The 25,796-nt window shown below is 70.7% G+C and carries 20 protein-coding genes; 12 read left to right on the plus strand and 8 right to left on the minus strand.

All coding sequences use genetic code 11. The features are described from left to right. Nucleotides 1-60 precede the first annotated feature (60 nt). From OHO83_RS43220 to OHO83_RS43235, 4 genes are read left to right on the plus strand one after another with little or no spacing between them, the layout of a single operon-like run. Nucleotides 61-2,514: a nitrate- and nitrite sensing domain-containing protein gene (locus OHO83_RS43220; RefSeq protein WP_266680790.1), complete on the plus strand. Its 2,454-nt coding sequence runs from the start codon at nucleotides 61-63 to the stop codon at nucleotides 2,512-2,514. Beyond that, nucleotides 2,511-2,975, plus strand: a complete 465-nt coding sequence (locus tag OHO83_RS43225) for a roadblock/LC7 domain-containing protein (RefSeq protein ID WP_266680792.1) — start codon at nucleotides 2,511-2,513, stop codon at nucleotides 2,973-2,975. Before OHO83_RS43220 ends, OHO83_RS43225 begins: the two co-directional genes overlap by 4 nt. Further along, entirely contained in the window at nucleotides 2,972-3,409 is a 438-nt protein-coding gene (locus OHO83_RS43230) for a DUF742 domain-containing protein (RefSeq protein ID WP_266680794.1), read from the plus strand. The genes OHO83_RS43225 and OHO83_RS43230 overlap by 4 nt, the downstream gene beginning before the upstream one ends. Further along, nucleotides 3,390-3,986, plus strand: coding sequence for a GTP-binding protein (locus OHO83_RS43235; protein ID WP_266680796.1), 597 nt, complete (start codon nucleotides 3,390-3,392; stop codon nucleotides 3,984-3,986). Before OHO83_RS43230 ends, OHO83_RS43235 begins: the two co-directional genes overlap by 20 nt. Before the next feature lie 233 nt (nucleotides 3,987-4,219). On the opposite strand, the gene OHO83_RS43240 is transcribed toward OHO83_RS43235, so the two are convergent. Beyond that, nucleotides 4,220-6,532: a GH92 family glycosyl hydrolase gene (locus OHO83_RS43240; protein ID WP_266680798.1), complete on the minus strand. Its 2,313-nt coding sequence runs from the start codon at nucleotides 6,530-6,532 to the stop codon at nucleotides 4,220-4,222. A gap of 672 nt (nucleotides 6,533-7,204) precedes the next feature. Between OHO83_RS43240 and OHO83_RS43245 the strand changes: the two genes are divergently transcribed. The 3 genes from OHO83_RS43245 to rph all read left to right on the plus strand — a co-directional run bounded on the left by OHO83_RS43245 (nucleotide 7,205) and on the right by rph (nucleotide 11,843). Further along, complete coding sequence (locus tag OHO83_RS43245; protein WP_266680800.1) at nucleotides 7,205-7,669, plus strand: hemerythrin domain-containing protein; 465 nt, start codon at nucleotides 7,205-7,207, stop codon at nucleotides 7,667-7,669. Nucleotides 7,670-7,910: 241 nt separating this feature from the next. After that, on the plus strand, nucleotides 7,911-8,546 hold the full coding sequence (locus OHO83_RS43250) for a LysE family transporter (RefSeq protein ID WP_330280662.1): 636 nt from the start codon (nucleotides 7,911-7,913) through the stop codon (nucleotides 8,544-8,546). Nucleotides 8,547-9,245: 699 nt separating this feature from the next. After that, a complete protein-coding gene (gene rph, locus OHO83_RS43255) occupies nucleotides 9,246-11,843 on the plus strand; it encodes a rifamycin-inactivating phosphotransferase (RefSeq protein ID WP_266680804.1) in 2,598 nt (865 codons plus the stop codon). 87 nt (nucleotides 11,844-11,930) lie between these two features. Here rph and OHO83_RS47160 read toward each other — a convergent pair whose 3' ends face one another. Then, the gene (locus OHO83_RS47160; RefSeq protein ID WP_443066081.1) at nucleotides 11,931-13,274 is read right to left on the minus strand and encodes a hypothetical protein; all 1,344 of its coding nucleotides are present in this window, start codon (nucleotides 13,272-13,274) and stop codon (nucleotides 11,931-11,933) included. Nucleotides 13,275-13,293: 19 nt separating this feature from the next. Here OHO83_RS47160 and OHO83_RS43265 point away from each other — a divergent pair, with 19 nt between their 5' ends. The 3 genes from OHO83_RS43265 to OHO83_RS43275 all read left to right on the plus strand — a co-directional run bounded on the left by OHO83_RS43265 (nucleotide 13,294) and on the right by OHO83_RS43275 (nucleotide 16,446). Further along, complete coding sequence (locus OHO83_RS43265; RefSeq protein ID WP_266680806.1) at nucleotides 13,294-13,890, plus strand: kinase; 597 nt, start codon at nucleotides 13,294-13,296, stop codon at nucleotides 13,888-13,890. A gap of 139 nt (nucleotides 13,891-14,029) precedes the next feature. Further along, nucleotides 14,030-14,815, plus strand: coding sequence for a cyclase family protein (locus OHO83_RS43270; RefSeq protein WP_266681775.1), 786 nt, complete (start codon nucleotides 14,030-14,032; stop codon nucleotides 14,813-14,815). Further along, nucleotides 14,812-16,446: a thiamine pyrophosphate-binding protein gene (locus OHO83_RS43275; RefSeq protein ID WP_330280663.1), complete on the plus strand. Its 1,635-nt coding sequence runs from the start codon at nucleotides 14,812-14,814 to the stop codon at nucleotides 16,444-16,446. Before OHO83_RS43270 ends, OHO83_RS43275 begins: the two co-directional genes overlap by 4 nt. Nucleotides 16,447-16,513: 67 nt before the next feature. Here the strand turns inward: OHO83_RS43275 and OHO83_RS43280 are convergent, their stop codons facing one another. Both OHO83_RS43280 and OHO83_RS43285 read right to left on the minus strand, forming a co-directional pair. Then, nucleotides 16,514-16,990, minus strand: coding sequence for a hypothetical protein (locus OHO83_RS43280; RefSeq protein ID WP_266680810.1), 477 nt, complete (start codon nucleotides 16,988-16,990; stop codon nucleotides 16,514-16,516). A gap of 49 nt (nucleotides 16,991-17,039) precedes the next feature. Continuing rightward, nucleotides 17,040-17,801 (minus strand): protease inhibitor I9 family protein, encoded by a 762-nt coding sequence (locus tag OHO83_RS43285; RefSeq protein ID WP_330280664.1) that lies wholly within the window; start codon nucleotides 17,799-17,801, stop codon nucleotides 17,040-17,042. A gap of 201 nt (nucleotides 17,802-18,002) precedes the next feature. Here OHO83_RS43285 and OHO83_RS43290 point away from each other — a divergent pair, with 201 nt between their 5' ends. Continuing rightward, nucleotides 18,003-18,197, plus strand: a complete 195-nt coding sequence (locus OHO83_RS43290) for a hypothetical protein (RefSeq protein WP_330280665.1) — start codon at nucleotides 18,003-18,005, stop codon at nucleotides 18,195-18,197. Nucleotides 18,198-18,220: 23 nt separating this feature from the next. On the opposite strand, the gene atzF is transcribed toward OHO83_RS43290, so the two are convergent. Genes atzF through OHO83_RS43310 form a run of 4 tightly spaced genes read right to left on the minus strand, consistent with a single transcriptional unit; the run spans nucleotide 18,221 to nucleotide 24,868 of the window. Then, nucleotides 18,221-19,882 carry an allophanate hydrolase gene (gene atzF, locus OHO83_RS43295; protein WP_330280666.1) on the minus strand — a complete coding sequence of 554 codons (1,662 nt, stop codon included), beginning with the start codon at nucleotides 19,880-19,882 and terminating at the stop codon, nucleotides 18,221-18,223. Then, entirely contained in the window at nucleotides 19,879-23,466 is a 3,588-nt protein-coding gene (gene uca / locus OHO83_RS43300; protein WP_330280667.1) for an urea carboxylase, read from the minus strand. Before uca ends, atzF begins: the two co-directional genes overlap by 4 nt. 5 nt (nucleotides 23,467-23,471) lie before the next feature. Further along, the gene (locus tag OHO83_RS43305) at nucleotides 23,472-24,110 is read right to left on the minus strand and encodes an urea amidolyase associated protein UAAP2 (RefSeq protein WP_266680820.1); all 639 of its coding nucleotides are present in this window, start codon (nucleotides 24,108-24,110) and stop codon (nucleotides 23,472-23,474) included. Continuing rightward, the gene (locus tag OHO83_RS43310; RefSeq protein WP_330280668.1) at nucleotides 24,107-24,868 is read right to left on the minus strand and encodes an urea amidolyase associated protein UAAP1; all 762 of its coding nucleotides are present in this window, start codon (nucleotides 24,866-24,868) and stop codon (nucleotides 24,107-24,109) included. The genes OHO83_RS43305 and OHO83_RS43310 overlap by 4 nt, the downstream gene beginning before the upstream one ends. 238 nt (nucleotides 24,869-25,106) lie before the next feature. Here OHO83_RS43310 and OHO83_RS43315 point away from each other — a divergent pair, with 238 nt between their 5' ends. Further along, nucleotides 25,107-25,790, plus strand: coding sequence for a TetR/AcrR family transcriptional regulator (locus tag OHO83_RS43315; protein ID WP_266680824.1), 684 nt, complete (start codon nucleotides 25,107-25,109; stop codon nucleotides 25,788-25,790). Nucleotides 25,791-25,796: the final 6 nt, after the last annotated feature.

Here is a 25,796-nt window from a genome sequence, read left to right on the forward strand (position 1 = left end):
GGGCCGAACGCCACTTCGCGCGCCCTCAACACTCCTGCACCGCCAAGGAGATCCCTGGTCATGCCCGCACGCTTTCCGCTGCCCGAACGGTGGCGTCCCAAGTCGATCCGAGCGAAGGTCGTCACCCTGCTGACGGTGCCTGTCCTCTCGCTGATGGCCCTGTGGGGGCACGCTGCCGTCACCACCGCGTCGCAGGTCTCGTCCACCGAGCAGTTGCGGCAGATCAACTCGGCCCTGGTGAAGCCGGTCGCGGACTTCACCACCGCGGTCCAGGACGAGCGTGCCGCCGACCTGAGATACCGGGCTGCTCCGGGCCCGTCCGCCCGCCGCGACCTCGATGCCGCCCGGTCCCGCACGGGCAAGGCCGTCACGGCCCTGCGTGCGGGCATCCGCTCCAGCAGCACTGATCTCGCGGCCCTCGACGCTCAGCTGCCCGACCGGATCAGCGCTCTGCTCAAGAGCGCGGGGTCCCTCCCCGAGCAGCGGCGCGCGACACCCCACGACTCCGCCGCGGTCTTCTCCGGCTACGGCACGGCCGTCGACCGGGCCTTCGCGGTGCGCGCCGGGCTCGCGGGCGCCGACCGCCCCGACCGCGCCTCCCACACCCGCACCGTCCTCGAACTGGCCCGTGCCCGCGAGGCGTTGAGCCGCCAGGACGCGGTGTTCGGTGCCGCGCAGGCCGACGGCGCGATGTCCGCCGCCCAGTACCGCGCGTTCATCGGCGACGTGGCCCAGCAGCGTGGGCTCACCAAGGCCGCGGTGCCCGACCTGCCGGCCGAGGGCGCCGCCCGCTACCGCGCCGTTCTCGCGTCGCGCAGCGCCACCGAACTCGCCACCGCCCAGGACGCCGTCCTCGCAGCCGGTGAGAAGGGGGCCGTGTCCGCCGTGCCGGCCGGGGACTGGCACTCCGTCGCGCAACACACGTTGGCCGGGCTCGCCGCGGCGGAGCGGGGCGCCGTCGACACGGGCGCCGACGCGCAGCCGTACTCCCTTGCGACCCTGGGAAGCTCGGGCCTCGCCGTGGTCCTCGGCCTGCTCGGTGTGGTCCTCTCGCTGCTGCTCTCCGTACGCATCGGGCGCGGTCTGGTCGACGATCTCACCGGACTGCGGAACTCCGCGCTGGAGCTCGCCGCCACCCGGCTGCCGGCCGCGATCCGCCGCATCCACAGTGGCGACGAGCTCGACCTCGACGCCGAGGCCCCGCTCGCCCGAACCCCCATCCGGGACGAGATCGGTCAGGTCGGCTCCGCTCTGACCACCGTGCAGAGGGCCGCCCTGCGCGCCGTCGCGGGCCGCGCCGCCGTCCTCACCGGAGTCTCCGGCGTCTACGTCAGCCTCGCCCGCCGCAGCCAGGTGCTGCTCCACCGCCAGCTGGAGCTCCTCGACGCGATGGAACGCCGCACCGAGAACCCCACGGACCTGGAAGACCTCTTCCGCCTGGACCACCTGACGACCAGGATGCGCCGCCACGCCGAGTCCCTGCTCATCCTGTCCGGCTCCGCGCCCGGCCGTGCCTGGCGCAACCCGGTCCCGCTCATCGACGCCGTGCGCGCGGGCATCGCGGAGACCGCCGACATCGACCGCGTCCAGCTGCACGACATCCCCGATCTGCGTCTGGCCGGCACGGCCGTCGCCGACCTGATCCACCTGGTCGCCGAACTCGCCGAGAACGCCGCGGCCTTCTCGCCGCCGCACACCCCCGTGGTGGTGCGCGGAGAGGAGGTCGGGGCCGGTGCCGTCCTGGAGATCGAGGACCGGGGTCTCGGCATGGGCGACGAGGCGCTCGCCGCGGCCAATGAGAAGATCCGGGCCACGGACATCGACCTCCTCGACTCGCGCCGGCTCGGCCTGTTCGTGGTCAACCGCCTCGCCGAGCGCCAGCAGGTGGACGTCACCCTGCGCCGCTCGGTCTACGGCGGCGTCACCGCCGTGGTCTTCCTTCCGCAGCAGCTCCTCGAGGCACCGCACCCGGGCTTGCGGCCACTGCCCCTGCCGGAGCCCCGCGCGCTGGATTCCGGTCACGTACCGGCCACTGATCCGGTCGCCGCTCCGCCACCGGCACAGCGGCACCCCGAACAGGAGCCGATCTCCCGACCGGAGCGCGCACCCGAGCCCCCGCTCGCCCACACCGCCCCACGCGAAGTCCCCACTCGTGCCCGCCACGCGGCCCGCCCGCCGGCGCCGTCCTCGCCCGCCCCCACCGCGGAAGCCACCTCGATCCACGATCCCGAGTCCGAGGACGGTCTGCCGCGCCGGGTGCGCCAGGCCAGCCTCGCCCCCGAACTGCGCGATGACGAGAACGCGAGCACTGCTGCACGGCCGGCCCAGGACCCGGCCGTCCGATCCCCGGAGGCCGCGCGCGCCACGATGGCGTCCCTGCGCTCCGGCCGGCGCCGCGCGTCCGCGGCTCACGGTGAGCCGGACACCCCGTCCGGCCCCGGAAGTCCGTCCGGCGCCCAGCATGCCGCGCCCCACCCTCATACCGCGACCGAAGAAGGATTCCGAAACCGATGACCCCGACCTTCACCGTCACGAACCTGGGTGACAACCCCGACGACCACGGCACGGGCGGTGTCGACTGGCTCCTCGACGACCTGGTCGACCGTGTCGCGGAGGTCCGGTACGTGGTCATGCTGTCCACCGACGGCCTGTGCGTCGGCGCCTCCCGCGGCCTGGGACGCGACGAGTCCGAGCGCTTCGCCGCCATCGCCTCCGGGTTCCACTCCCTCGCCAAGGGCGCGGGCCGCCACTTCGACGCGGGCGGCGTCGTCCAGACGATGGTCGAGCTGCACGGCGGGTTCCTCTTCGTGGTCGCCGCGGGTGACGGGTCCTGCATCGCCGTGTTCACCGACGGGCACGCCGATATCGGTCTCGTGGCGTACGAGATGGCCCTGCTGGTCGAGCGCGTGCGTGAGCACCTCGCCGTACCCGCGAGGACGGACGGCGCCCCGGCGCCGGACGGCGGGACGTCGTGACCGAGGTGCCGCACGGCCGCCGACCGACACCCGACGGCGCCGACCGGGCCCCCGACCCGTGGACCGACCGCTACGACGAGGAGGCCGGCCCTCTCGTCCGCCTCTACGCCATGACCGCGGGCCGCGCGCGCACGGACAACGGCGCGGAACGCGTCGACCTGATGGCGATCGTCCGCTCCACGTCCGCCACCCCGCGCGGCCCGGTCCCGCCCGAGCAGCGCAGCCTGCTGGCCCAGTGCGCCCAAGGGCCGCGCCCGGTAGCGGACTTGGCGTCGGACTCGGGTCTGCCGCTCGGCGTCGTACGCGTCCTGCTCGGCGACCTCACGGCTCAGGGACTGATCCGCATCACCCCGCCCGAGTCCACCGCCACCGGGAAAGAACCTCTCTCCGCCCACCTCCTGCGAGAAGTGATCGATGGCCTCCGTGCACTCTGACCGCGCCGCGCACTCGGCGTCCGCCGACTTCACCGCTCTCAAGCTCCTGATCGCCGGCGGCTTCGGCGTGGGGAAGACCACGCTGGTGGAGTCGGTCAGCGAGATCCGCCCGCTGCGCACCGAGGAACCCCTCACCGAGGCCTCACGGCCGGTGGACAGCCTGGAGGGCGTGGCCGCGAAGACCACGACGACCGTTGCCATGGACTTCGGCCGGATCACCCTGCGCGACACCCTGGCCCTCTACCTCTTCGGCACCCCCGGCCAGGACCGTTTCTGGTTCGTCTGGGACGAGTTGGCCACAGGCTGCCTGGGCGCGGTGGTCCTCGCCGACACGCGGCGCCTCGCGGACTGCTTCCCCGCGATCGACTACTTCGAGAGCCGCGGCATCCCCTTCATCGTCGCCGTGAACTGCTTCGACGGCATCCGGACGCACAGCCGGGAAGCAGTGGCGCGCGCCCTCGACCTGACCGCCGACACCCCGGTGACGCTGTGCGACGTACGCGACCGGGAGTCCGGCAAGGACGTCCTGATCTCCCTGGTCGAGCACGTCCTGACATTGGAGTCGATCCCCAACTGAAGGCCAGGCGACGCTACTTGTCCGGCTTCGACAGGTGCGCAACCTGTGACGGGCGGCCGGGATCCCCTCGATGCGGGACCGCCATGGGTGAGCCCAGCGCATCGGATCAGCGTCCGACGCCTCCTGACGGCGCCTGGCGCGAGCCGCCCGGGCCGCGTTCGCTTCGGCGGGCCCGGGCGGCGTAGCCGCTGTAGGGGTGGCGGGTTTGCGAGAGGGTCCGCCACCCCGCGGTGTCAGTCCTGGGCCACGGCCGGCGGAGCGGCGTCGACGCCCCAACTCGTGGGCCTGTCCGAGAGCTTGACCTTGATCGTGCCGGAGCGGAGCAGGTCCTTGTGGGACAGCCAGCTCTGGCGCAGCTCGCCCTTGTCCGTGTGCACGGAGGACACGTACTGCAGCTTCGAGGCGTCGGCGCTCTGAGCCTCGATGCTGATCCTGCGCCCGTGTTCGGGCCGGATCTCGACCTTCTCGAACATCGGCGCCGTGACGACGTAGGTGGCCGAGCCGGGCTGGGCCTCGAAGATGCCCGCCATCGCGAAGACGAGCAACGACGAGGTGGCGCCGAGGTCGTCGTTGCCGGGCATGCCGTACGCGTCGTCGGTGAACAGCGTCCGCATCGCACGCAGCACAGCGGAGGTCTTCCACGGCGCGCCGGTCCACGTGTACATCCACGGCGCGTGGAAGTCAGGCTCGTTGTTGGGGTTGAAGGCGAAGTTGTTGTGGTAGTCGTACGCGCCCGTCACCCAGGAATCGGATGCGGCCTTCGCCGGGTCCGCGAGCACGGTCGGCATGTCGAAGAACTTGTCGAGCCGCTGCTCGGCGGCCGCCTGACCACCCATGAGGCCGTAAAGGGTCTGCGGGTCCTGCTGGGCGAGCCACTGGTACTGCCATGCGGTGCCCTCGTGGAAGGCGCCGGACTGCGTCGGATCGGGGTCGCCGGCGACGGAGCCGTCCGCGTTCTTCGTCACCGGGAAGCCGGTGAAGCCCTGTGACGTGACACCGGAGTCCCAGAGGTGGGTGAAGTTGTCGCAGCGCGAGGCGAGCGTCGCGGCCTTGTCCCGGTAGCCGAGGCCATCGGCCATCGTGGACAGCGCGCAGTCGCCCAGCGCGTACTCGAGCGTGGCCGAACCGGCCTGGCGGCTGTCGCCGTACTTGTACCCGGGCAGGTTCTGATAGCCGACCCAGCCGTTCTTGACGTACGTGGGGTTGCCGTCCCGGCCGCGGAAGATCGACTGGTCCGAGGGGACCTCATTGGCGTTCTTCCAGAGTGCGTCGAAGAGCTGTCGCGAGGTGCGCTGGTCGAGCAGACCGCGGTTGTAGATGTCGACGACCCACGGGGTGATGGGATCGCCGCTCATCACGTTGGTCTCGCCGCCGCCGAGCCCCCAGCGCGGCAGCCAGCCACCGTCCTGGTAGATGTGCAGGACGGACTTGGCCATGTCCGCGGCCTTGTCCGGGTTCAACAGCGCCACCAGCTGGTTCTGCGAACGGTAGGTGTCCCAGAGCGAGAACATCTGGTAGTAGGTGGAATCCCCGCGGTGCACCTTGTCGTCGAAGCCGCGGTAGCGGTTGTCGACATCGGAACCCACCGACGGGTGCAGCAGCGAGTGGTACAGCGCGCTGTAGTAGGTGCGTTGGTCGGCGGTGCTGCCACCGGCCACGCGCATGCGGTTGAGCTCGTCCTGCCAGGCGTCGTGCGCGCCGGTACGAGCCTTGTCGAACGACTTGGGCTGCTCGGCCTCACGGTTGAGGCGCGCGCCGTCGACGGAGGTGTAGGACAGCCCCACCGAGGAACCGACCTTGTCGCCCTTGGCCGGGTCGAACGACAGCCAGGCGCCCGCGCGCTTGCTGCCGCGCGACGCGTCGCGCTGGTTCGGGGTGAGAGTGCCGTCGGTCCAGGTGCCGAACTTGGAGAACGCCCGGTCGAACTTGGCGCTGAAGTAGACCCGGTAGCGCTCCTTGCCGGTCTCCCCGCAGAAGTTTCCGCCCTGGACCCAGCCCTCCACGGTGTCGTCGCCGACCACCTTGATGTCGCCGGCGTAGGTGCTGCCGTTGCTCTCACCGGCCTCGATGAGGACGTTCTCCTCGCCCGATCCGCCGGGGTACGTATAGCGGTGCTGGCCGGTTCGCTGTGTGGCCGACAGCTCGGCCTTGATGCCGTTGTCGAACTTCACGCCGTAGTAGCCCGGCGCGCGCGTCTCGTTGTCGTGACTGAACTTCGCACCGTACTGCGCCGGGTCGGACGACGTCACCGCACCGGTGGTCGGCATGAACCGGATGTTGCCCATCGTCTGACAGCCGACACCTGACAGGTGTGTGTGGCTGAAGCCGAGAATGGTGTCCTGCGCGTAGTCGTAGGACGCGTACTTGTTCAGCTGTGTGTCGGGGCTCAGCTGCACCATGCCGAACGGAGCGGCCGCGCCCGGAAAGGTGGTCCCGTCACCGTTGTTGCCGATCGACGTGTCGACCAGCGTGGTGGGGTCGTCGGCGAACCGATGCCCCGATTCCCGGGCGTTCGCGACGCCGGAGGTGGCGGATGCGGCAGTCACGGTGGTGGCTATCAAGATGGCGGTGAACGCGCGTCTCCATGTTTTCATCGCGACCCTCTCGAAAGACAACGTTGTCAGATTATGGTTCCTGCCGATCTTTGCCCCTGCGACGCCGATCCGTCAATCCGTTGCCGGGCACGGCTGGTTGGGCGCGGAGAGAGTGCTCGCGGGAGCATGCGGGGGACAGTGGGCGGATGGGGGCGGGTGAGCCCGGGTCAGGTAGATGGCCCGTCGGCGACGACCCGGGAGTCGTCAGGCAGGTGCCGGAGGATGCTCTCAACACCGGGGTGCCGTGGGCCTGCAGGGCCTTGACGAGGTACGCGACCTTGCCGGCCTCGACAGCCGCCACCTGGTGCAGATCATCACGCAGGCCCTCCCACGCTGAGGAGGCACGGCGGACGGGAGAGCAGGGCGTGAAGCCCGCAGGCCGCGGACCCGGACTGCAACGAATCGGGAACTCGCCCCGTACCGGCGGGACGCGAGAGCCGAGCCCGCCGACTGCTGAAGGTGCCGGCCCTCGCTACGGGAGCGTACGAGCCGATGCCGATCAGTCTGCTCGGAGGTCGCCCCGGGCGAGAGCTGTCGCCGTCGGATGGGGCACATGGGTGAGCACGGGAGCGGCGTGCGCCCTGACGGCGCCGGTAGCCGGGCGGGAGCGTCTGTGATGGGCGCATGTGCCATTACTGCGGTTGCCGTGAGATTCCGCTGATCAAGGAGTTCATCGCCGAGCACGAGAGGGTGACCGACGCCGCGGGGGATGCGGTGCGCGCCCTGGAACGCGGTGACACGGCGGCCGCGCGAGAGCTGACCGAGGTGATGTCACGGGAGCTGGCCACGCACTGGCAGGGTGAGGAGAACGGCCTGTTCGCGGCGATGCGGGAGGATCCGGAATACACGGACTACATCGACGCGCTGGTCGCCGAGCACCGTGAGCTGGCCGCGCTGCTGCCCGCTCTCGACCTCACGGACGCCACCGACGCGGGCCGGTTCAAAGCGGCGGCCGACGAGCTGCACCGCCACATCTCCAAGGAGGAGGACGGCCTCTTCCCGGCATCGCTGACCGCGCTGTCCGGCGACGAGTGGAATGCGTCGATGGCGGCGTGGCGCGCGGCGCATCCGCAGGAGAACGAGTCGTAGACGCAGCGCTCTGAAGCCGATCGGTACAAGGCCCCAACGGGTCTCGGAACGTGGCGCATCGTGGAACGTGTGCGTCGGGTGGCGCTGGCGGACGGCAAATCGGGTTGCACGGGCGGCGGCGCGGCACGCAGCATCTGCGCATGACCGCAAACAACGCTTCCCTGCCGCCGGCTCCCTCCGCTCGACGCGGGCGAGTCCAGCAGCAGCCCCGCCGATCGCGGAGGCCGATTCTCGTGCGGTCATGACCGCCGCACTGGTCGCGGGACTCCTTGCCGGTTATGGCATCGCCATGCCGGTGGGAGCTGTCGCGACATACCTGGTGGCCCTCACAGCGCGAACGGCACTGAAGATCGGCGCCTGTGCCGCACTCGGGGTTGCCACCGCCGACGGCGTGTACGCCCTGATCGCCGAGGCCGGGGGTTCAGCACTCGCCCGGACCATCCAGCCGGTGCTGCTGCCTCTGCGCTGGGCGTCGGCCCTGGTACTCGTCGCCCTGGCGGTCCGAAGCGGTGTGACGGCAGTGAGAAAGTACCGCAGACGTCATGCGCCCGCCCCGGGGGACGAGGGCGTACCGGTCAGCGCCGCCCGCGCCTACCTGGTGCTGTGCGGGATCACGCTGATGAACCCATTGACGGTGGTCTACTTCGTAGCCCTGGTGCTTGGCGGCCGAGCCGCATCGGCTCCGAGCCATCTCGAGCAGGCCGTGTTCGTCCTCGCCGCCTTCGCCGCGTCCGCCAGCTGGCAACTGCTCCTCGCCGGTGGCGGTGCACTGCTCGGCCGGGCCTTGACCGGCGCTCGCGGGCAGCTCACCACCGCCCTGGCGTCAAGCCTCCTGATCACGGTTCTCGCATGGCGCCTCCTGGCCTCGTCGGCCTGATGCACAGTCAAGAGCTGCCCTGGGAAATCGTGTTCACGAGATCGACGAGACGGGTCCTGCGGATCACCCGGCCGGGGCATCCGCAGTTTCCGAGGACAGGGGAGGGGCCGGCAGCTGTGGTCGGGCTCGGTTTCCGAGCCGGGCAGGCGTCGACGCAAGAACGGCGACGCCGATCACCCCGAGGCCGTACAGGCTGACGCCTGTCCCGAAGGCCTCTGGGACATCCGCCCGGGCCGACGACACGCACCGCCGTACGCGACGCGCCGCCACCTCGCGAGAAGCTGGTCAGCCCCGGCACACGGCAAGGGGAAAAGACAAAGGCAGAGAGATCACTCTCCCTGCCACTCTCAACATATAGCGCACTGGGGGGCTTGCGGCAAGGCCCGGGTGGTGGCGCAAAATCCTTGGCCGAGGCCACAACCTGGGGAAAGAGGAGCACTACGTGCGTGTGTTGTCGACGTATGGGGGACGCGGTGACGTCGAATCAGTGGTGGGCGTGGCAGTGCCGTCGCCGGTGCTCGGGGCCGAGGGGCGAGGGTGTGCGCAGCTCGGCCGGGTGGAGAGGTCGGCCGACTCGTCAGTGGGAGGGCGGCCAGGGACGAGGACGTCCCTGACCAGAGGTTCGACAGAGTGGGAGGTGCCGGTGATGCGACCGGCCACCGCAGTGCGACGCAGCACGGCTGCCTCGGAGGTAACCCAGTGACTGAGCAGTACGTGCTGGATCTTGAAGACATCGACGGGACACAGATCGCGGTCGTCGGCGGCAAGGGCGCGCACCTGGGCGGGCTGTCGCGGATCGAAGGCATCCGCGTGCCGGGTGGCTTCTGCGTGACGACCGACGCCTTCCGGCGGATCATCGCGGAAGCACCCTCGATCGACGACCGGCTCGACCGGTTGTCGCGCCTGAACCCGGACGACCGTGAGGCGGTCCGCACGCTCAGTGCGGAGATCCGCCGGACCATCGAAGAGATCGCGATCCCGGGCGATCTCGGGGCGGCGATCACCCGCGCGCTCGCCCTGCTCGGCGATCAGGCTGCCTACGCCGTCCGATCCAGCGCGACGGCCGAGGACCTGCCGACGGCCTCCTTCGCCGGCCAGCAGGACACATACCTGAACGTCATCGGGCCGACGGAGATCCTCCAGCACGTCAGCCGGTGCTGGGCCTCGCTGTTCACCGAGCGGGCCGTGACCTACCGCCAGCGGAACGGCATCGACCACCGTTCGGTCCACATGGCCGTGGTCGTGCAGCGGATGGTCTTCCCGCACGCGTCCGGCATCCTGTTCACGGCCGACCCTGTCACGGGCAACCGGAAGGTCGCCACCGTGGACGCCGGCTTCGGCCTCGGCGAGGCCCTGGTCTCCGGCCTGGTGAACCCGGACGTCTTCAAGGTGCGGGACGGCGAAGTCGTGGAAAGGGCGATCGCCGCCAAGCAGCGTGCCGTTCACGCCCTGCCGGCCGGCGGGACGCAGGAAGTGGCCATCGAATCGCAGCGCCAGGGGCAGCCGGCGCTGACGGATGCGCAGGCCGTGCGGCTCGTGCAGCTCGGGCGGCGGATCGAAGCGCACTTCGGCCGCCCGCAGGACATCGAATGGTGCCTGGTCGATGACGGCTTCCAGATCGTGCAGAGCCGGCCGATCACGACGCTGTTCCCCATCCCCGAGGCCGACGACCGGGAGAACCACGTCTACGTCTCCGTCGGTCACGGGCAGATGATGACCGACCCCATGAAGCCCCTGGGCTTCTCCATGTGGCAGCTGACGGCGATGGTGCCGATGCACGAGGCCGGCGGGAGACTGTTCGTCGACGTCACACGGCGCCTGGCCTCGCCCGCGAGCCGCGCCGGTCTCCTGGAGGCCATGGGGAAGGGCGATCCGCTGATCAGGCACGCCCTGGAGACCGTCATCGACCGCGACGGTTTCGTCCCGTCGCTCCCGGACGCGACTCCTGGCGGCCGGCCGGCCGGCGGCGCCCCCGCCCCGATCGACACCGATCCGGCCCTCGTCACCGGGCTGATCGAGCGCAGCCAGGCGTCCGTCGCCGACCTGGAGCGCGGCATCCGGACGAAGACCGGACCGGAACTCTTCGACTTCCTGCTGGAGGCCTTCGAGGAGCACAAGAGGGTCCTCAGCGATCCCCTGAGCATCCAGGCGATCATGGCGGGGATGGAGGCCACGTGGTGGCTCAACGACAAGCTGCAGGAGTGGCTCGGCGAGAAGAACGCGGCTGACACGCTCACCCTGTCCGCCCCCGACAACATCACGTCGGAGATGGGACTGGCGCTGCTCGACGTCGCCGACGTGATCCGCCCGCAGCCGGACGTGGTGGCGTTCCTGCAGGGCGTCGACGGCGACGACTTCCTGGACGAGCTGGCGAAGCTCGCGGGCGGGACCGAGGCGCGCGACGCGATCGAGGCGTACCTCGACCGGTACGGCATGCGCTGCGTCGGCGAGATCGACATCACGAGGCCACGTTGGCGCGAGCGCCCCAGCACGCTGGTGCCCGTGATCCTCGACAACGTCAGGAACTTCGAGCCGGGCGCCGCCGAGCGGCGCTTCGAGCAAGGGCGGCTGAAGGCGCAGAAGAAGGAACAGGACGTGCTGTCGCGCTTGCGGGCCCTGCCGGACGGGGACCGGAAGGCCGACGAGGTCAAGGGGATGATCGACCGGGTCAGAACCTTCATCGGGTACCGGGAGTACCCCAAGTACGGCATCATCAGCCGCTACTTCGTCTACAAGCAGGCCCTGCTGGCGGAGGCCGGGCGTCTGGTGCAGGCCGACGTGCTTCATGAGAAGGAGGACGTCTTCTACCTCACCTTCCAGGAATTCCACGACGTCGCGCGCTCGCACCAGGTGAACGACGAGCTCATCCGGCAGCGCAAGGAGGCGTTCCGGTCGTACCACGCGCTCACACCGCCACGGGTGCTCACCTCGGACGGTGAGGCCCTCACCGGGGCGTACCGGCGCGACGACGTGCCGCCCGGCGCCCTGGTCGGCGTACCGGTCTCCGCAGGGACCATCGAGGGGCGGGCCCGCGTCATCCTCGACATGGCCGATGCCGATCTCGAAGCGGGCGACATCCTGGTCACGGCCTTCACGGACCCCAGCTGGTCGCCGCTGTTCGTCGGGATCGCGGGCCTGGTGACGGAGGTGGGCGGACTGATGACCCATGGCGCGGTGATCGCCCGCGAGTACGGCTTGCCGGCCGTCGTGGGCGTGGAGCAGGCCACCCGGCTGATCCGGGACGGGCAGAGGATCCGCGTGCACGGAACCGACGGGTACGTCGAGATCCTGCCTTGACGGGCGATCCGACCGGACAGCGCCCCTGATGACAGCCCGAAGCCGAGCCGCGTCGGAGCCTCGGCCGGCTTCAGGGGGTCGAGGAGGTCAGCCGACCCGCTGGAGGCGAACGACGACGGGGGCACCGAAGGGGGCACCGGACTGATTGACCTGGACGTGCCCGGCACCGAGCCATGCGCCGGTGCCGGGCACCCGGTGGATCTCCTCGAGCCACAGGGACTGGTTCGATCCTTTGCGGGCGCCGGTGGACAGAGGGAGGCGGTGACGCCCGATCTTCCCGCATGTACCGTCGTCGGTGAGGTACCAATTGCCGTCGAGGAACAGGCCCTTGTCGTCCTGAGCGACCGGCCTGCGCAGAGCGCAACCGCCCGGCGCGGGCTCCTGCTCGACCCACTTGGAGCCGTCCCGGCGCAGCCGGAGGAACTGGTCCGCGGGTTCGTTGTCGACCTCGCCGTGGTTGAAGGTGTTGATGCCGTACGCGCGGATCTCACCGCTGTCGAGGGCGAAGACCTGGTTGAGGCCGGCGCCGGGTTCCGGCGGGACGGGGTCCTTGAAGTGGGCCTGTGGCGTGTCCACCGGTTTCCAGGACGTACCGTCCCAGTGCATCGAGGCGGGCTGGCTGTAGCCCTCGCCGGTGCCCAGGTCGGTGCCTGGACCCGTTGAGCGGCTCCCGACCGCCCAGACATCGTCCGGTCCGACGATCGCCAGGTCGGAGGCTCCGTAGGGCAGGCGGGTCGTGGTCCAGCGGGTGCCGTTCCAGTGCTGGGCGGTCTGTTCGGCGGCGTCGAGGGTCCAGATGTCGTCCGGGCCCGTCGCCTCGAAGTCGCCGGCCTTGCCTGACGGAGGGTTCGCCACCGGCGACCAGCGGGTGCCGTCCCACTGAGCCCAGCGGTTCACGGCGGAGGCATCTTCAGCGGTCCGCGGCCGCAGCCACAAGGCCTTCTCGCCGACCTCTTCGAGGGAGGGCGGGTAGAGGCTGCTGCCGAGGGCTTCGGGCAGGGGCTCGCGCTTCCACTGCGTACCGTTGTAGTGCAGCAGATGGGCGTTCGACTCACCGTTGTTCTCGGTCGCGACCGCCCAGACGTCGTCCTCGGCCAGGGCGGCGACGTCGGTGAACTTTCCGCTGAAGTCCGCGATGTGCTCGAACTCCCAGGTGAGGGAACCGGCAGAACTCTTCGGCGAGGCGTCTTTGCCACTGGAGTCCGCCCTGCCGCCCGAGCCCGCGGCGCATCCCGCGCCGGTGAGCAGCGTGACCAGCACGATAACGGTCACCCTGCCCCTGCCTTTGCCCCTGCCCCCGTGCCCGATGCCTGGCGCTCCGCGCATACCGCACCCCTCCTCGCCCAGCCAGAACCTCTCGCCGCCCGCCCGCCACTGGGCGACGCCGGTGATCCCTTCCCCCTCCACGTCCACCAGGAGAGCGAGATCCACCTCTCGTGCCGCCAGAGTAATGACCCATTCCGCGTGGCCGCGTCTGGCGGTGGCGGCTACGGTGCTGCGCGTGAGGGTGGGAACTGAAGAGACCCGGCTGGTAGTGGTGCGCGGGAACTCGGCGTCCGGCAAGTCGTCGGTGGCGGCCGGGATTCGGGACCGCTTCGGGCGGGGCCTGGCCTTGGTCGGGCAGGACAACCTGCGGCGGATCGTGCTGCGCGAACGGGACGTGCCCGGCGGTGCCAACATCGGCCTGATCGACACGGTCGCCCGCTACGCGCTCGACGCCGGCTACCACGTGGTGGTCGAGGGAATCCTGTATGCCGACCGCTACGGCGACATGGTCGCCGGCCTGGTCGGTGCCCATCGTGGTGTCTCCCGCTGTTACTACCTCGACGTCTCGATCGAGGAGACGCTGGTGCGGCACCAGTCGAAAGGCGATCACGAGTACCTGGCCCGGGTCACCGAGCAGCACCTGCGCGACTGGTACCGGGAGCGGGACTTGCTCCCCGGCGGCTTGGAGTCGGTGATCGGTGCCGACAGCCTGCTCGATGCCACGGTCGAGCGCATCATGAACGAGACCGGCCTCGCGCACCTGTCTGCCTCGGACGGATAGCAGCTCGCGCACCTGTCTGCCTCGCACGGATGGCAGACAGCTGTATTTAAGGCTTGCCGTACCTCTGGTGCCGCCCTCTGTAACGCCTGCGCCAGCACTATGATCGTCGCGGATCAGCCCCCATCTGCAGGAGGCCATGATGTCCCACCCCTCCGTCCTCGCCGCGCTGACGTCCGCGTTGCGCAGTGGCTCGATCGAGGTCGTCGACCTCACAGCGCCTTTGTCGTCGTCCACGCCGGTGCTCCAACTGCCCGCCCAGTTCGGCCAGACCGCGGTCTTCGAACTGGAGGAGATCAGCCGCTACGACGACCGGGGACCTGCCTGGTACTGGAACAACTTCCGCACCGGCGAGCACACCGGCACGCACTTCGACGCACCCAATCACTGGATCACCGGGCAGGGACTCGCCGACGTGGCATCCGTGCCCGCACAACAACTGATCGCCCCGGCGGCCGTGTTGGACTTCTCCGCCGAGGCTGCCGTGAACCCCGACTTCCTGGTCGAGATCGACCACGTAAAGGCATGGGAGGCGCAGTACGGGCCACTGCCCGAGGGCGGCTGGCTGCTGCTGCGTACGGGATGGGACGAGCGCTCGCACGCTCAGCGGGAGTTCCTCAACGCCGATGAGAACGGCCCGCACACTCCAGGGCTCTCGGCGGAGTGTGCCCGCTGGGTCGCCGAGGAGTCGCCCGTGATCGGCCTCGGGGTCGAGACGGTGGGCACCGACGCCGGTCAGGCACCGGGGTTCGATCCGGCCTTCCCGTGCCATTCGTTCCTGATGGGCAGCGGGAAGTACGGCCTGACCCAGTTGCAGAACCTCGCCGCGCTGCCGCCGACCGGCGCCGTCGTCGTGGCCGGACCTCTGCCCATCGTCACCGGATCCGGCGCTCCCGCCCGCGTGCTCGCGCTGGTGGAGGGTGCATGAAGGTTGCAGAAGCGGTCGGCCGGGCCGTAGCCGAGGCCGGCGTCGATCACGTCTTCGGTGTGGTCGGTTCGGGGAACTTCCATCTGACCAACGCCTTGGTCGCGGCCGGCGCCCGGTTCGTTCCCGCCCGGCATGAAGGCGGGGCGGCGACGATGGCCGATGCCTATGCCCGCATGAGCGGCAAGGTGGCGGCGCTGTCGGTGCACCAGGGGTGCGGGCTGACCAATGCGCTGACCGGTATCGCCGAGGCGGCCAAGAGCGGCACTCCACTGCTCGTCCTCGCGGCGGAGACCACTGAGACCACCTCGAACTTCTACGTCGACCAGGACGCGCTGGCGCACTCGGTGGGCGCGGTCAGCGCGCGGGTGACCTCGGCCGAGGACGCGGTCGAGCAGGCATGCGGCGCCGTCCGCCGGGCCTTGCACGAGCGCCGTACGGTGCTGCTCAATCTCCCGCTGGGGATCCAGGCACTGGACGCCCCCGAAGGCACACTCGTCTCCCCGCCATCTGAACGGCCTCCGGTCGAGCCCGAGTCGGACGCCGTCGCCGAGCTGGTGCGGACGCTCGAACGCGCGCAGCGCCCCGTCTTCGTCGCCGGTCGGGGAGCGCGCACGCCCGGTAGCCGCGACGCCCTGTCAGCGCTGGCGGAGCGGCACGGCGCGCTGCTGGCCACCTCCGCCGTCGCCCGTGGCCTGTTCCACGACAACCCGTGGTCGATCGACGTGTCCGGCGGTTTCGCCTCGCCCCTGACCGCGGAACTGGTACGGGGTGCGGATGCGATCGTGGGCTGGGGCTGCGCGCTGAACATGTGGACGATGCGGCACGGCCGGCTGATCGGCCCGGAGGCCACCGTCGTCCAGGTCGACGACGACTCCACCGCTCTCGGCCGGCACCGCGCCGTCCACCTCGGCGTCACCGGAGATGTGGAACGCACCGCACGGCGGGCCCTTGAGGCGAGCGGAGAGCAGCGACCCGGCTACCGCACCCTCACCATCAGAGAGTCGATCGCCGCACGCGTGCGCTGGCGGGATGTGTCCTACGAGGACGAGAGCAGCCGTGAGCGCATCGACCCACGCACCCTGAGCATCGCGCTGGACGACCTGTTGCCCGCCGAGCGGGTGATCGGTGTGGATTCAGGGAACTTCATGGGCTACCCCTCCATGTTCCTGTCCGTGCCCGATCACGACAGCCTGTGCTTCACCCAGGCCTTCCAATCCATCGGCCTGGGCCTTTCGACGGCGATCGGAGCGGCGCTGGCCCGGCCCGACCGGCTGCCCGTCGCCGCCCTCGGTGACGGCGGCGCGCTGATGAGTGCCGTCGAGCTGGACACCGTCCGCCGCTTGGGCCTGCCGATGGTGGTCGTCGTCTACAACGACGATGCCTACGGAGCCGAGGTCCACCACTTCAGCTCGGGCGAATTCCCCCTGGACACGGTCGTGTTCCCGCCCACCGACATCGCCGCCATCGCGCGCGGCTACGGCTTCGAAGCGGTCACCGTCCGCACCCTCGCCGACCTCGAACCCGTCCGGGACTGGGTTGCCGGGCCCCGCTCCGCGCCCCTGCTCATCGATGCCAAGGTCACTGCCGAGCACGGGTCCTGGTGGCTGGAAGAGGCCTTCCGAGGCCACTGACGGACGGTGAGAGCTCTCTCGCTTCGTGACTTCCGGCGGTCGGCCGGTGGCGGACGGGTGGCAGCGGTCAGTGTGAGGCGGTTCCGACGCTGGTGACCCAGACGGGGAAGGGGATGACCTCGTGCCCGGCCGCGTTGTGTTCCGCGTTCTGCCCGTCATCCGGCGACCAGGTGATGAGGCCCGGCTGACGGTCGGCGAGGAATCCCTCGATGACCGGACCGAGATCACCGGAGGGCACGTAGGGGCCGCCGAACGGCAACTCATCCGGGGGCACCGAACCAGTTGAGCAGCGGAGCTGCCCGGCCTGTTCGTCGTGCCACACGTAGAACGTCGCCACCCCGTGAAAGCCCAGCTCGCGAATGCGGGACCGGAGGGCGGCAGCAGTCCGTTCGAAGGCGGCGACCACCTCGGGGACGGTCAACGACATCCTGTCCTCGCCCTCCGCGCCGAGCTGCCAGGTGTTGGTCTCCCATTCCACCTGCCGGTCATCCGGTTCCAGCATCAGGGGTTCGTCCGCCACCTCGGCGATCCACGTCAACAGCACCACAGGAGTATCCGCCGCACAGCTCAGTTCCAAGGAACCGGCATGAACTTCATCGGGGGCAGCGGCTCGGGCATGTCCTTGGAACACCCCTGGTTATCAGTGGTGACAGTGTCACGGCAGGTGAGCCAGCACCTGCGCGCGTGGAGGACGAAACCCGCTGTGATCCAGAGTTGCTCGACCGTGCTGAGGCATGGGGCGCGGTACTGAATGAAGGTGCTCGGTCCGCCGCAGTGGCGTGACGGAGAGCGGTCGCGGTACGGAAGCTGAGCAAGGCAGACGATGTCGCCGCTCCGTGCCCGTCGTCAAGTGGCCTTGTGCTGCCGGTTCTCGGTTCTCGGCCGGCCACGGCACTCACGGCCTCGTGGTCGGCGAACGCTTTCATCTCGGTGTCCGGCCAGACCGCCGTGACCCCGTCCTGCTTGAGCAGGTCGGCGACGCGGTTGCCTGGCACGCTGAGGCTGACGCCGTCGAAGCTGTGCGTGTAACTGCGGTGCAGACGGACGGCGTTGGTAGTCCTGGCTGTGTGCTTGTGCTTGTCCTTGACGCCGGGGAACATGTCCTCCAGCGCACTGCGGAACTTCTCATGAGACTTGGTCACCGCGGCCTTGGCGTCCGCGTCGCTGAGGCTGCCGCCCCGGGCCGCCGCGAGCAGCCGCGCGGTGCGCGCCGGGGGTGTGCTCAACTGCACGATCACGTCGACGGGCTTGGCGGAACGCAATGCCGCCTTGTCGGTGACGCGCAGACCACCCACATCCAGGGTGGCCATCCGGTGCAGTGCCTGGAGTTCCTGGTGGTCGAGGGAGGAGAGCACGCTTCGGGCGTCTGTGCCTCCGGCCGGAGAGGGAACGGCGGACGCGGAGGGTGCCGGGACGGCCAGGGTGGCGAGCGCGGTGACCACGGACGCCGCGAAAACGCGTCTGGGACGGGGAACTTGTGTCATCTTCCTTGCTCCACTCCGGACCGTGAGGGCAGCCGCCGCGGCTTCCGGGCGAGCTGTGAACACCGCACGAGCATGGGCGAACGGCGAAGCGACGAGAAAGAGAACCCGGTGGCGAGATCACGACGTGGCGACAACACGACAGCCGCCGGTGACCCGCCGGCGCGGGCGCTGCTGCGCCGCGACGTGTCGGTGCCCGGCGCGGCCGCACTCGCGCCGGCGCCCGATGGCGGCGTCTGCGGCCGGCAGCCGCTCCACCTCATCAGGTAGGGAGCACTTGGTCAGTGCGCGTCTCAGGGGCGGGGGAGGGCAGCCAGGTACGCGCGCCAGCTGCCGTACGAGGTGATCTCGCGGGCACCCTCGACGGCCTGGGGCTCGCAGAGAAAGCCGGTGACGAAGCTTCCGTCCGCGAGTTCCACGCTTCCGAGCGCCATCGGGCGGGGCAACGCGGCGAGGAACACACCCAGTCCCTCGGCGGGCAGTTGCCACACCTCGGCCTCGATCGTGCCTCCGTCTTCTCCGACCCTGACCAGTCCCGGCTTCGGAGGCAGGGTGTCCAGCGCGTACAGCCGATAGGCCCGCGCGGTCGTGGTGGTGCGCACCAGTCGCCCGCCCACGGAGAGGAGTTGGCCGTTCAGGGGCTGTCCGGACAGGTGCGCTCCGATCACCGCGAGCCGCAGGGGCGGGTTGTCGAGCAGCCCGGCGATACGGACCAGCCGCTCGTCCGTGAAGGCCGGGCCGATCAGCATGACCCCGAAAGGCAGCCCGTTCACGTCGCCGGCGGGCACGGCGACCGCCGCCAGGTCGAAGAGGTTGGTGGAGTTGGTGAAACGGCCGAGCCGGGCATTGACGCCCAGCGGGTCGGCCGCGACCTCGGTGAGGGTCGGGTGGCCCGGCGCGGTAGGCAGGAGCAGTGCGTCCGCGTCGCCCAGAGTGGCCAGGGCCCGGACGCGGAGGGATGCAAGCCTCTGTTGGTCGGCGTAGAGCTGGTGGGCCGGGATGTCCTTGGCCCGCGAGATGATTCCGGCCACGGTCGGGTCGAGGTCCGGGGAGCCCGGGTGCGCGTCGATGAAGGCACCGACGGCCGTGTAGCGCTCGGCGACGAACGCGCCCTCGTACAGCATCGCCGCCGCCTCCGTGAACGGTGCGAGGTCGACGGGCAGGAGCTCGGCGCCCGCGTCGGAGAGCCGCTGCGCCGCCGCTTCGAACGCCTCGGCCCAGCCGGGGTCCAGCCGGCCCAGTTGCCCGAGTTCCGGGACGGCGATCCGCCACGGGCCGGGGTCACGCGGGGCCGGAGCCGACAGTGCCCGCCCGGGCGGCGCTGCCATGAGGGACATCGCCTGCTCGGCTTCCGCGAGCGTGTGGGCGAAGACCGTGACGCAGTCGAGCGAGGCGCAGGCCGGGACGACGCCCTCGGTCGGGATCAGCCCGAAGGTCGGCTTGAGACCGACGATGCCGTTGAAGGCGGCCGGGACACGGCCCGAGCCCGCGGTGTCCGTGCCGAGCGCGATATCGGCGATCCCGAGCGCGACAGCGACCGCCGAGCCGGACGAGGAACCGCCGGATACGTGCTCCGGGGACAGGGCGTTGCGGACCGCGCCGTACGGGCTGCGGGTGCCGACCAGACCGGTCGCGAACTGGTCGAGGTTCGTGGTGCCGAGGACGACGGCGCCCGCGGCCTTCAGACGCGCCACGGCCGGCGCGTCGGTGTCCGGCTCGTAGGCGTAGGCGGGGCAGCCGGCGGTGGTCGGCAGTCCGGCCACGCCGATGTTGCCCTTGACCGCCAGCACCGTTCCGGCCAGCGGCAGCCGGTCGCCGGCGGCGACCTTCGCGTCGACCGCTGCGGCGTCCGACTCCGTATCGGCCTGCGGGCGCAGAGCGATCCACACCTCGGGCCGGTCCACCTGCGCGATGCGTGCGTAGGCGGCCCGCACCCGGTCCACTGCGGTGGTCACGCGGCTGCCTCCACGGATTCGACGGGAGCGAGGACGACGAGGGCGGTGCCCGCCTCGACCTGGCTGCCCGGCCTGGTAAGGATCATTGTGACGATACCGTCGGCGGGTGAGGGAACCCGGGACTCCATCTTCATTGCTTCCAGTGCGAGGAGCTGCTGCCCGGCCGACACACGGTCGCCGACCTCGACGTTGACCTGCCAGACCGAGGCGGTGAACTCGGCTTCGACCACGTGGCCGCCCTCGGGGACCTCGACGTCGGTGACCGGCGCGGCGGCCTCGGGGGCCGCCTGCTCGCGCGTGAACTCGCCGGCCGCTTCCCAGGCGTCGCGCTCGGCGCGGAACGCCGCGCTCTGCCCGGCCCGGAACGCGTCGATCGACTCCGCGTTCTCGGCGAGGAACCGCCGGTACTCCGCGAGTGAGAAGGAACCCTCTTCGATCCTCGGTACGAACCGGCCGGACGTGATGCCCGCGCGCAGTTCCAGGAGTTCCTCCGCCTCGACCGGGTACCACCTGATCCGGTCGAAGAAGCGCAGCAGCCAGGGCCTGCCCGACTCGAAGGCGCCGCGCTGCTGCCAGCCCGACCACACCTGTGTGGTGCGGCCGACGAACTGGTAGCCGCCGGGGCCCTCCATGCCGTAGACGCACAGGTATGCGCCCCCGATGCCGACCGAGTTCTCCGCGGTCCAGGTGCGGGCCGGGTTGTACTTGGTCGTGACCAGCCGGTGCCGCGGGTCCAGCGGGGTGGCGACCGGCGCGCCCAGGTACACGTCCCCCAGCCCCATCACCAGGTACTCGGCATCGAAGACGGTGCGGTACACGTCCTCCACGGTCTCCAGGCCGTTGACGCGGCGGATGAACTCGATGTTCCAGGGACACCAGGGGGCGTCGTCGCGCACGCCCGCCATGTAGCGGGCGATGGCCTCGCGGGTCGCCGGGTCGTCCCAGGACAGCGGCAGGTGGACGACACGGCTGGGTACCACGAGTTCGTCGGAGGCGGGGAGTTCCTCCTCCACGCGCCGGGCGATCTCGAGGAGCTTCTCCTGAGGCAGGACGTCGGGGTCTGTCCGGACCTGGAGGGACCGGATTCCCGGGGTCAGGTCCTCGACGCCGTCGAGTGCTTGCTCGGCCAGCGCCTGCGCGAGTGCGTGGATCCGCATGCGCAGGGCCAGGTCGAGCTGCATCGGCCCGTACTCGATGAGGAGGTTGTCGTCGCCGCTGCGCCGGTAGGTGACCGACGGGCGGGTTTCGGTCTGTGGCAGGCGGGCGAGGATGCCGCCGTCGACGACTGCATCCCGATCGGCGCGCGGGGCCGCGGCCGGGTTCCGCCGCAGACCTGAGGCGGCCTCGGTGGTCACCGGGACGAAGCGGACCGTGTCGCCGGGACGGAGCTGGCCGAGCTTCCAGCGCTGTCCGGTCGCGATCGTCGCCGGGCAGACGAAGCCGCCCAGGGAGGGCCCGTCGGGGCCGAGCAGGACGGGCATGTCGCCGGTGTAGTCGACGGCGCCGACGGAGTACGGCGTGTCGTGGATGTTGGACGGGTGCAGGCCCGCCTCGCCGCCGTCCGTGCGCGCCCACCGCGGCCTGGGGCCGACGAGGCGCACACCGGTGCGGGCCGAGTTGAAGTGCACCTTCCAGTGCGCGGAGTAGAAGTCGCGGATGTCGTCGTCGGTGAAGAACTCGGGGGCGGCGTGCGGGCCTTCGACCGCGCCGATGTACCACACGCCGCCGAAGTCCGGGCGCCGGTCCGGGGGCACGACGGACGTTTCCGGGCGCTGTTCGCCGCCGTGCAGGACGTCACCCGCGCGCAGGGCGCGGCCGCCGTGTCCGCCGAACCGGCCGAGGGTGAAGGTGGCCGCGCTGCCCAGGAACTCCGGTGTGTCCAGGCCGCCGGCGAACAGCAGGTAGGTGCGCAGGCCGTGCTCGTCGGGTGACCCGACGCCCAGGGTCTGTCCGGCTTCGACGGTGACCGGTTCCCATTGCGGTACGGCGGTGCCGTCGACGGTCACCGGTGCCGGGGCGCCGGTGACGCACACCGTCGTCGGGTGGGTGAAGCGGAGGGAAGGCCCCTGGAGGGTGCACTCGAGGCCGGGCGCGCCCTCGGGGTTGCCGAGCGCGGTGTTGCCGAGCCGGAAGGAGAGGTCGTCCATCGGTCCGCACGGGGGGACGCCGACCTGCCAGTTCCCCGTGCGTCCCGGCCAGTCCTGCACGGTGGTCGAGGTGCCCGCCGCGAGGACCTCGATGCGCGGCGTCGGATCGCTGATCGTGGCGAGCGAAGCGGTGGAGTGCGCCGCTCGGCGCACGTCGGCGTTCTGGAGCGCGGCGCGCACCAGACCGAGGTTGGTCTCGATGCCGTCGAGGCGGGTCGCGGCGAGCGCGGCGTCCAGCCTGTCGAGTGCCTCTGCGCGGTCGCTGCCGTGCGCGACGACCTTGGCGAGCATCGGGTCGTAGGAGGTGGTGACCTCGGTGCCGGTCTCCACCCAGGTGTCGACGCGGACGCCCTCGGGGAAGGCGACGCGGGTCAGCAGGCCCGCGCTCGGCCGGTGGCCGCGCGAGGGGTCCTCGGCGTAGACGCGTGCCTCGACGGCGTGGCCCCTCGGTGTCAACGGCATGGTGACGAAGGTGGTGTCGCCCTGCGCGAGGCGCAGCATCCACTCCACGAGGTCGACGCCGTAGATCTCCTCGGTGACCGGGTGTTCGACCTGGAGTCTGGTGTTGACCTCCAGGAAGTACGCCTCCTCGCGGGCGGCGTCGTACACGAACTCGACCGTTCCGGCGGAGCGGTAGTTCACAGACGCGCACAAGTCCCTGGCTGAGGCGGTGAGTTGCTTGCGCACCGTGTCCGGGAGTCCCGGGGCGGGGGCCTCCTCCAGTACCTTCTGGTTGCGGCGCTGCAGCGAGCAGTCGCGGTCGCCGAGGGTGACGACGCGGCCCTCGCCGTCGCCGAAGACCTGCACCTCGACGTGGCGGGCGCGCTCGACGAGCCGCTCCAGGAAGACGCCGGCGGAGGAGAAGGACGCGGCGGCCACGCGCTGCACCCGCTCCCAGGCGTCGTCGAGGGCGTCGGCGTCGTGGCACGCCTGCATCCCGATACCGCCGCCCCCGCCGGTCGCCTTGAGCATGACCGGGTAGCCGATCCCCTCGGCCGCGGCGAGGGCGGCGCCCACGTCGGGCAGCAGCCCGGTGCCGGGGGCGAGCGTCACACCGGCCGCGTGCGCCGCGGCGCGCGCGGTGTGTTTGGCGCCGAACAGCTCCAGCTGTTCGGGGGTGGGGCCGACGAAGACCAGACCCGCTTCGGCGCAGCGGCGGGCGAAGCCGGCGTCCTCGGACAGGAAGCCGTAACCGGGGTGGACGGCGCCGGCTCCGGTGTCCTGGGCGGCCTTGAGGATTAGGGCGGCGTCGAGGTAGGAGTCCTTGGCGGGGGCCGGGCCGAGCCGTACGGCCTCGTCGGCCAGCCGCACGTGGTCGGCCCCGCGGTCCGGGTCGGAGTAGACCGCGACGGTGCGCAGGCCGAGCCGGCGAGCGGTGCGGATGATGCGCGACGCGATCTCGCCGCGGTTGGCGACCAGCAGGGTGTCGAACGTCATGGGCTTCAGCTCTCGTCCGGCTCGGTGATCGTCGTCTGCAGGGCACTCGGGTGGAAGCCGTTGCAAGGGTTGTTGATCTGCGGACAGTTGGACAGCAGTGCGATGACGTCGGTCTCGGCGCGCAGTACGACCTTCAGGCCCGGCGCCGAGATGCCGTCGACGATGCCGAGGGTGCCGTCCGCCTCGACGGGCACGTTCATGTACCAGTTGATGTTGGACACCAGGTCGCGCTTGTCCAGACCGTGCTTGCTGCCCTCGGCGAGGAAGTTCTCCACACAGGCGTGCTGAGACCAGGTGTGGTGTCCGTAGCGGAGGGTGTTGGACTCCTTGGAACAGGCCCCGCCCACGGTGTCGTGCCGGCCGCAGGTGTCCTCGACGACGGTCATCAGCGGGGTGTGCTCGTTGGACAGCAGCACCGACCCGGTGGTCAGGAAGATGTTGCCCTGGGCCTGGATGGTGTCGGGCGCGCTGTAGCGCACGGAGGTGTCGTGGGCGTCGTAGACGAGGAAGTCCGCGGCCTGGTTCCCGTACAGGTCGGTGATGGTCAGCAGTTGGCCCGTGCGCACGACGGCGGACCAGGCGGAGCGGGCGGGGACGGTCCGGTCGAGGACGACGCGCCCCGCAGGGGTGGTGGTGACGGTCATGCGATCCCCCTGGCGTGGAGCTGTTCGGCGGTGTTGAGGAAGGCGCGGCGGCCCTCGGGCGTTGCGTCCCACAGGGCGTCGCCGGGGGCTGTCGGCCTGGCCCGGTACGCGAGGACTTCGAGGTGTCCACAGATGTACGCGGGCCGAGGGTCCAACGGGTGGGGGACGTTGGCGATGAGTACGGTCAGCGGCTGCTCGGCGCGCAGTGTGACGGACGTGCCGGCGCCCGCGGAGCCGGTGAAGCCGGCGGTGCCGTCCTCGCTGATGCGTACGCCCTGGAAGAAGGAGACGGACGGCGGGATGTCCCGCGGGCCGAGGCCGTTCTTGAGGGCGGCGAGCTTGAACAGCTCGCGTCCGGCCGGGGTGGCGGACTGGGGAGTTCCGTCCCCGTACCGCTGGGTGTTGAGGACTCGGGTGGAGGTGCCGCTGAGGGCGTCGTGCCGGCCGGAGGTGTCCTCGGTGACGGAGGCGAGGACCCGGCCCTGGTCGGACAGGAGCAGATGTCTCTCGCCCAGGTAGGCGTTCCAGAACACCTTGACCGTGTCGGCCGTGTTCAGCCGCTCCCAGGGGCAGTCGGCGCTGTACAGCAGGACGTGTGCGCACGCGTCGCCGGTGACGTCGGTCAGGCGCAACTCGGTGCCACGGGCCAGGACCTTGTGGGTGTAGTTGCCGCCTGCCACGGTCTCGGCCCACACGAGATCCTCGGCCGCGATGCCCTCGGGGGGCGTCGGCCAACTGCTCGCGGGGAGTATGGGCATGGTGTCGCACTGTGTGCCGTCCTGGGCGCGGGCGTGATCGCGGGCCCCGTAGGCCGACGCTGTTGCTGAGGCTGTCGCCACGGCTGAACCTCCGGCTCGACGCTATTTCTGTCGTGCGACAGAAATTAGGTGCGGGGCAAGTCGGTGCCATTGCCCGGGCATTTCGGCGTGGTAACCGGCACCTCACTTCGGCGGCTCGGCCCGCGAGGAACTCGCGGCCCTGTGCGAGGATCACGGAGTGAGCCCGCCCACCAGCAGAAAAGTCGGCCGACCGCGCGCCCAGGAGCGTCCCGCCAGCGGGCTGGAGCCGCGCGAAGAGGTGCTGGCCGCCGCGTCCGAGCTGTTCACCACGCACGGTTACACCGCGACCTCGACCCGGGCGGTCGCCGAGCGGGCCGGTCTGCGACAGGCATCGCTCTACCACTACTTCGACGGCAAGGAGGCGATCCTCGCGGCGTTGCTCGAAGGGACCGTCCGTCCTTCGCTGGAGATCGCCCGCGAACTCGTGGCCCGTACTGGAGCGGCCGCCGAGTCGAGACTGTGGGCCCTGTGCCATTCCGACGTCACGCTGCTGTGCCGTGGCCCGCACAACCTCGGGGCCCTGTACCTTCTGCCCGAGGTGCAGACGGCACGATTTGGCGTCTTCCACCGGGTGCGGACCGAACTGAAGGCTTCCTATGGGGAGTTGCTGGCCGGCACGGAGCCGGGTGCGGCGCTCGGCGCCGAGGAACTGACGCTCCGTACGGACCTCCTCTTCGGCCTCACCGAGAGCGTGATTCTCGTCCGGCGTGCCGACCCCGCCCGCGATCCGGCGGCCCTCGCCGTGGCGACGGCCGACGCGGCACTGCGGATCGCGGGCGTGCCGCAGCGCTCCCTGGCACGGCTGCGCCGCGAGGGGCAACAGCTCCTCGCGGCGCAGTAGAGACGA

The sequence above is a fragment of the Streptomyces sp. NBC_00569 genome (genome assembly GCF_036345255.1).
Taxonomy (GTDB): Bacteria; Actinomycetota; Actinomycetes; order Streptomycetales; family Streptomycetaceae; genus Streptomyces.

Coding starts and splice junctions, on each gene's coding strand:
- OHO83_RS43290 (WP_330280665.1), top strand. CDS start 18,003: ATGGGCGAACGGCGAAGCGACGAGAAAGAGAACCCGGTGGCGAGATCA.
- OHO83_RS43225 (WP_266680792.1), top strand. CDS start 2,511: ATGACCCCGACCTTCACCGTCACGAACCTGGGTGACAACCCCGACGAC.
- uca (WP_330280667.1), bottom strand. CDS start 23,466: ATGACGTTCGACACCCTGCTGGTCGCCAACCGCGGCGAGATCGCGTCG.
- OHO83_RS43235 (WP_266680796.1), top strand. CDS start 3,390: ATGGCCTCCGTGCACTCTGACCGCGCCGCGCACTCGGCGTCCGCCGAC.
- OHO83_RS43220 (WP_266680790.1), top strand. CDS start 61: ATGCCCGCACGCTTTCCGCTGCCCGAACGGTGGCGTCCCAAGTCGATC.
- OHO83_RS43275 (WP_330280663.1), top strand. CDS start 14,812: ATGAAGGTTGCAGAAGCGGTCGGCCGGGCCGTAGCCGAGGCCGGCGTC.
- OHO83_RS43250 (WP_330280662.1), top strand. CDS start 7,911: ATGACCGCCGCACTGGTCGCGGGACTCCTTGCCGGTTATGGCATCGCC.
- OHO83_RS43305 (WP_266680820.1), bottom strand. CDS start 24,110: ATGACCGTCACCACCACCCCTGCGGGGCGCGTCGTCCTCGACCGGACC.
- OHO83_RS43270 (WP_266681775.1), top strand. CDS start 14,030: ATGTCCCACCCCTCCGTCCTCGCCGCGCTGACGTCCGCGTTGCGCAGT.
- OHO83_RS43245 (WP_266680800.1), top strand. CDS start 7,205: ATGTGCCATTACTGCGGTTGCCGTGAGATTCCGCTGATCAAGGAGTTC.
- OHO83_RS43265 (WP_266680806.1), top strand. CDS start 13,294: ATGACCCATTCCGCGTGGCCGCGTCTGGCGGTGGCGGCTACGGTGCTG.
- OHO83_RS43310 (WP_330280668.1), bottom strand. CDS start 24,868: ATGCCCATACTCCCCGCGAGCAGTTGGCCGACGCCCCCCGAGGGCATC.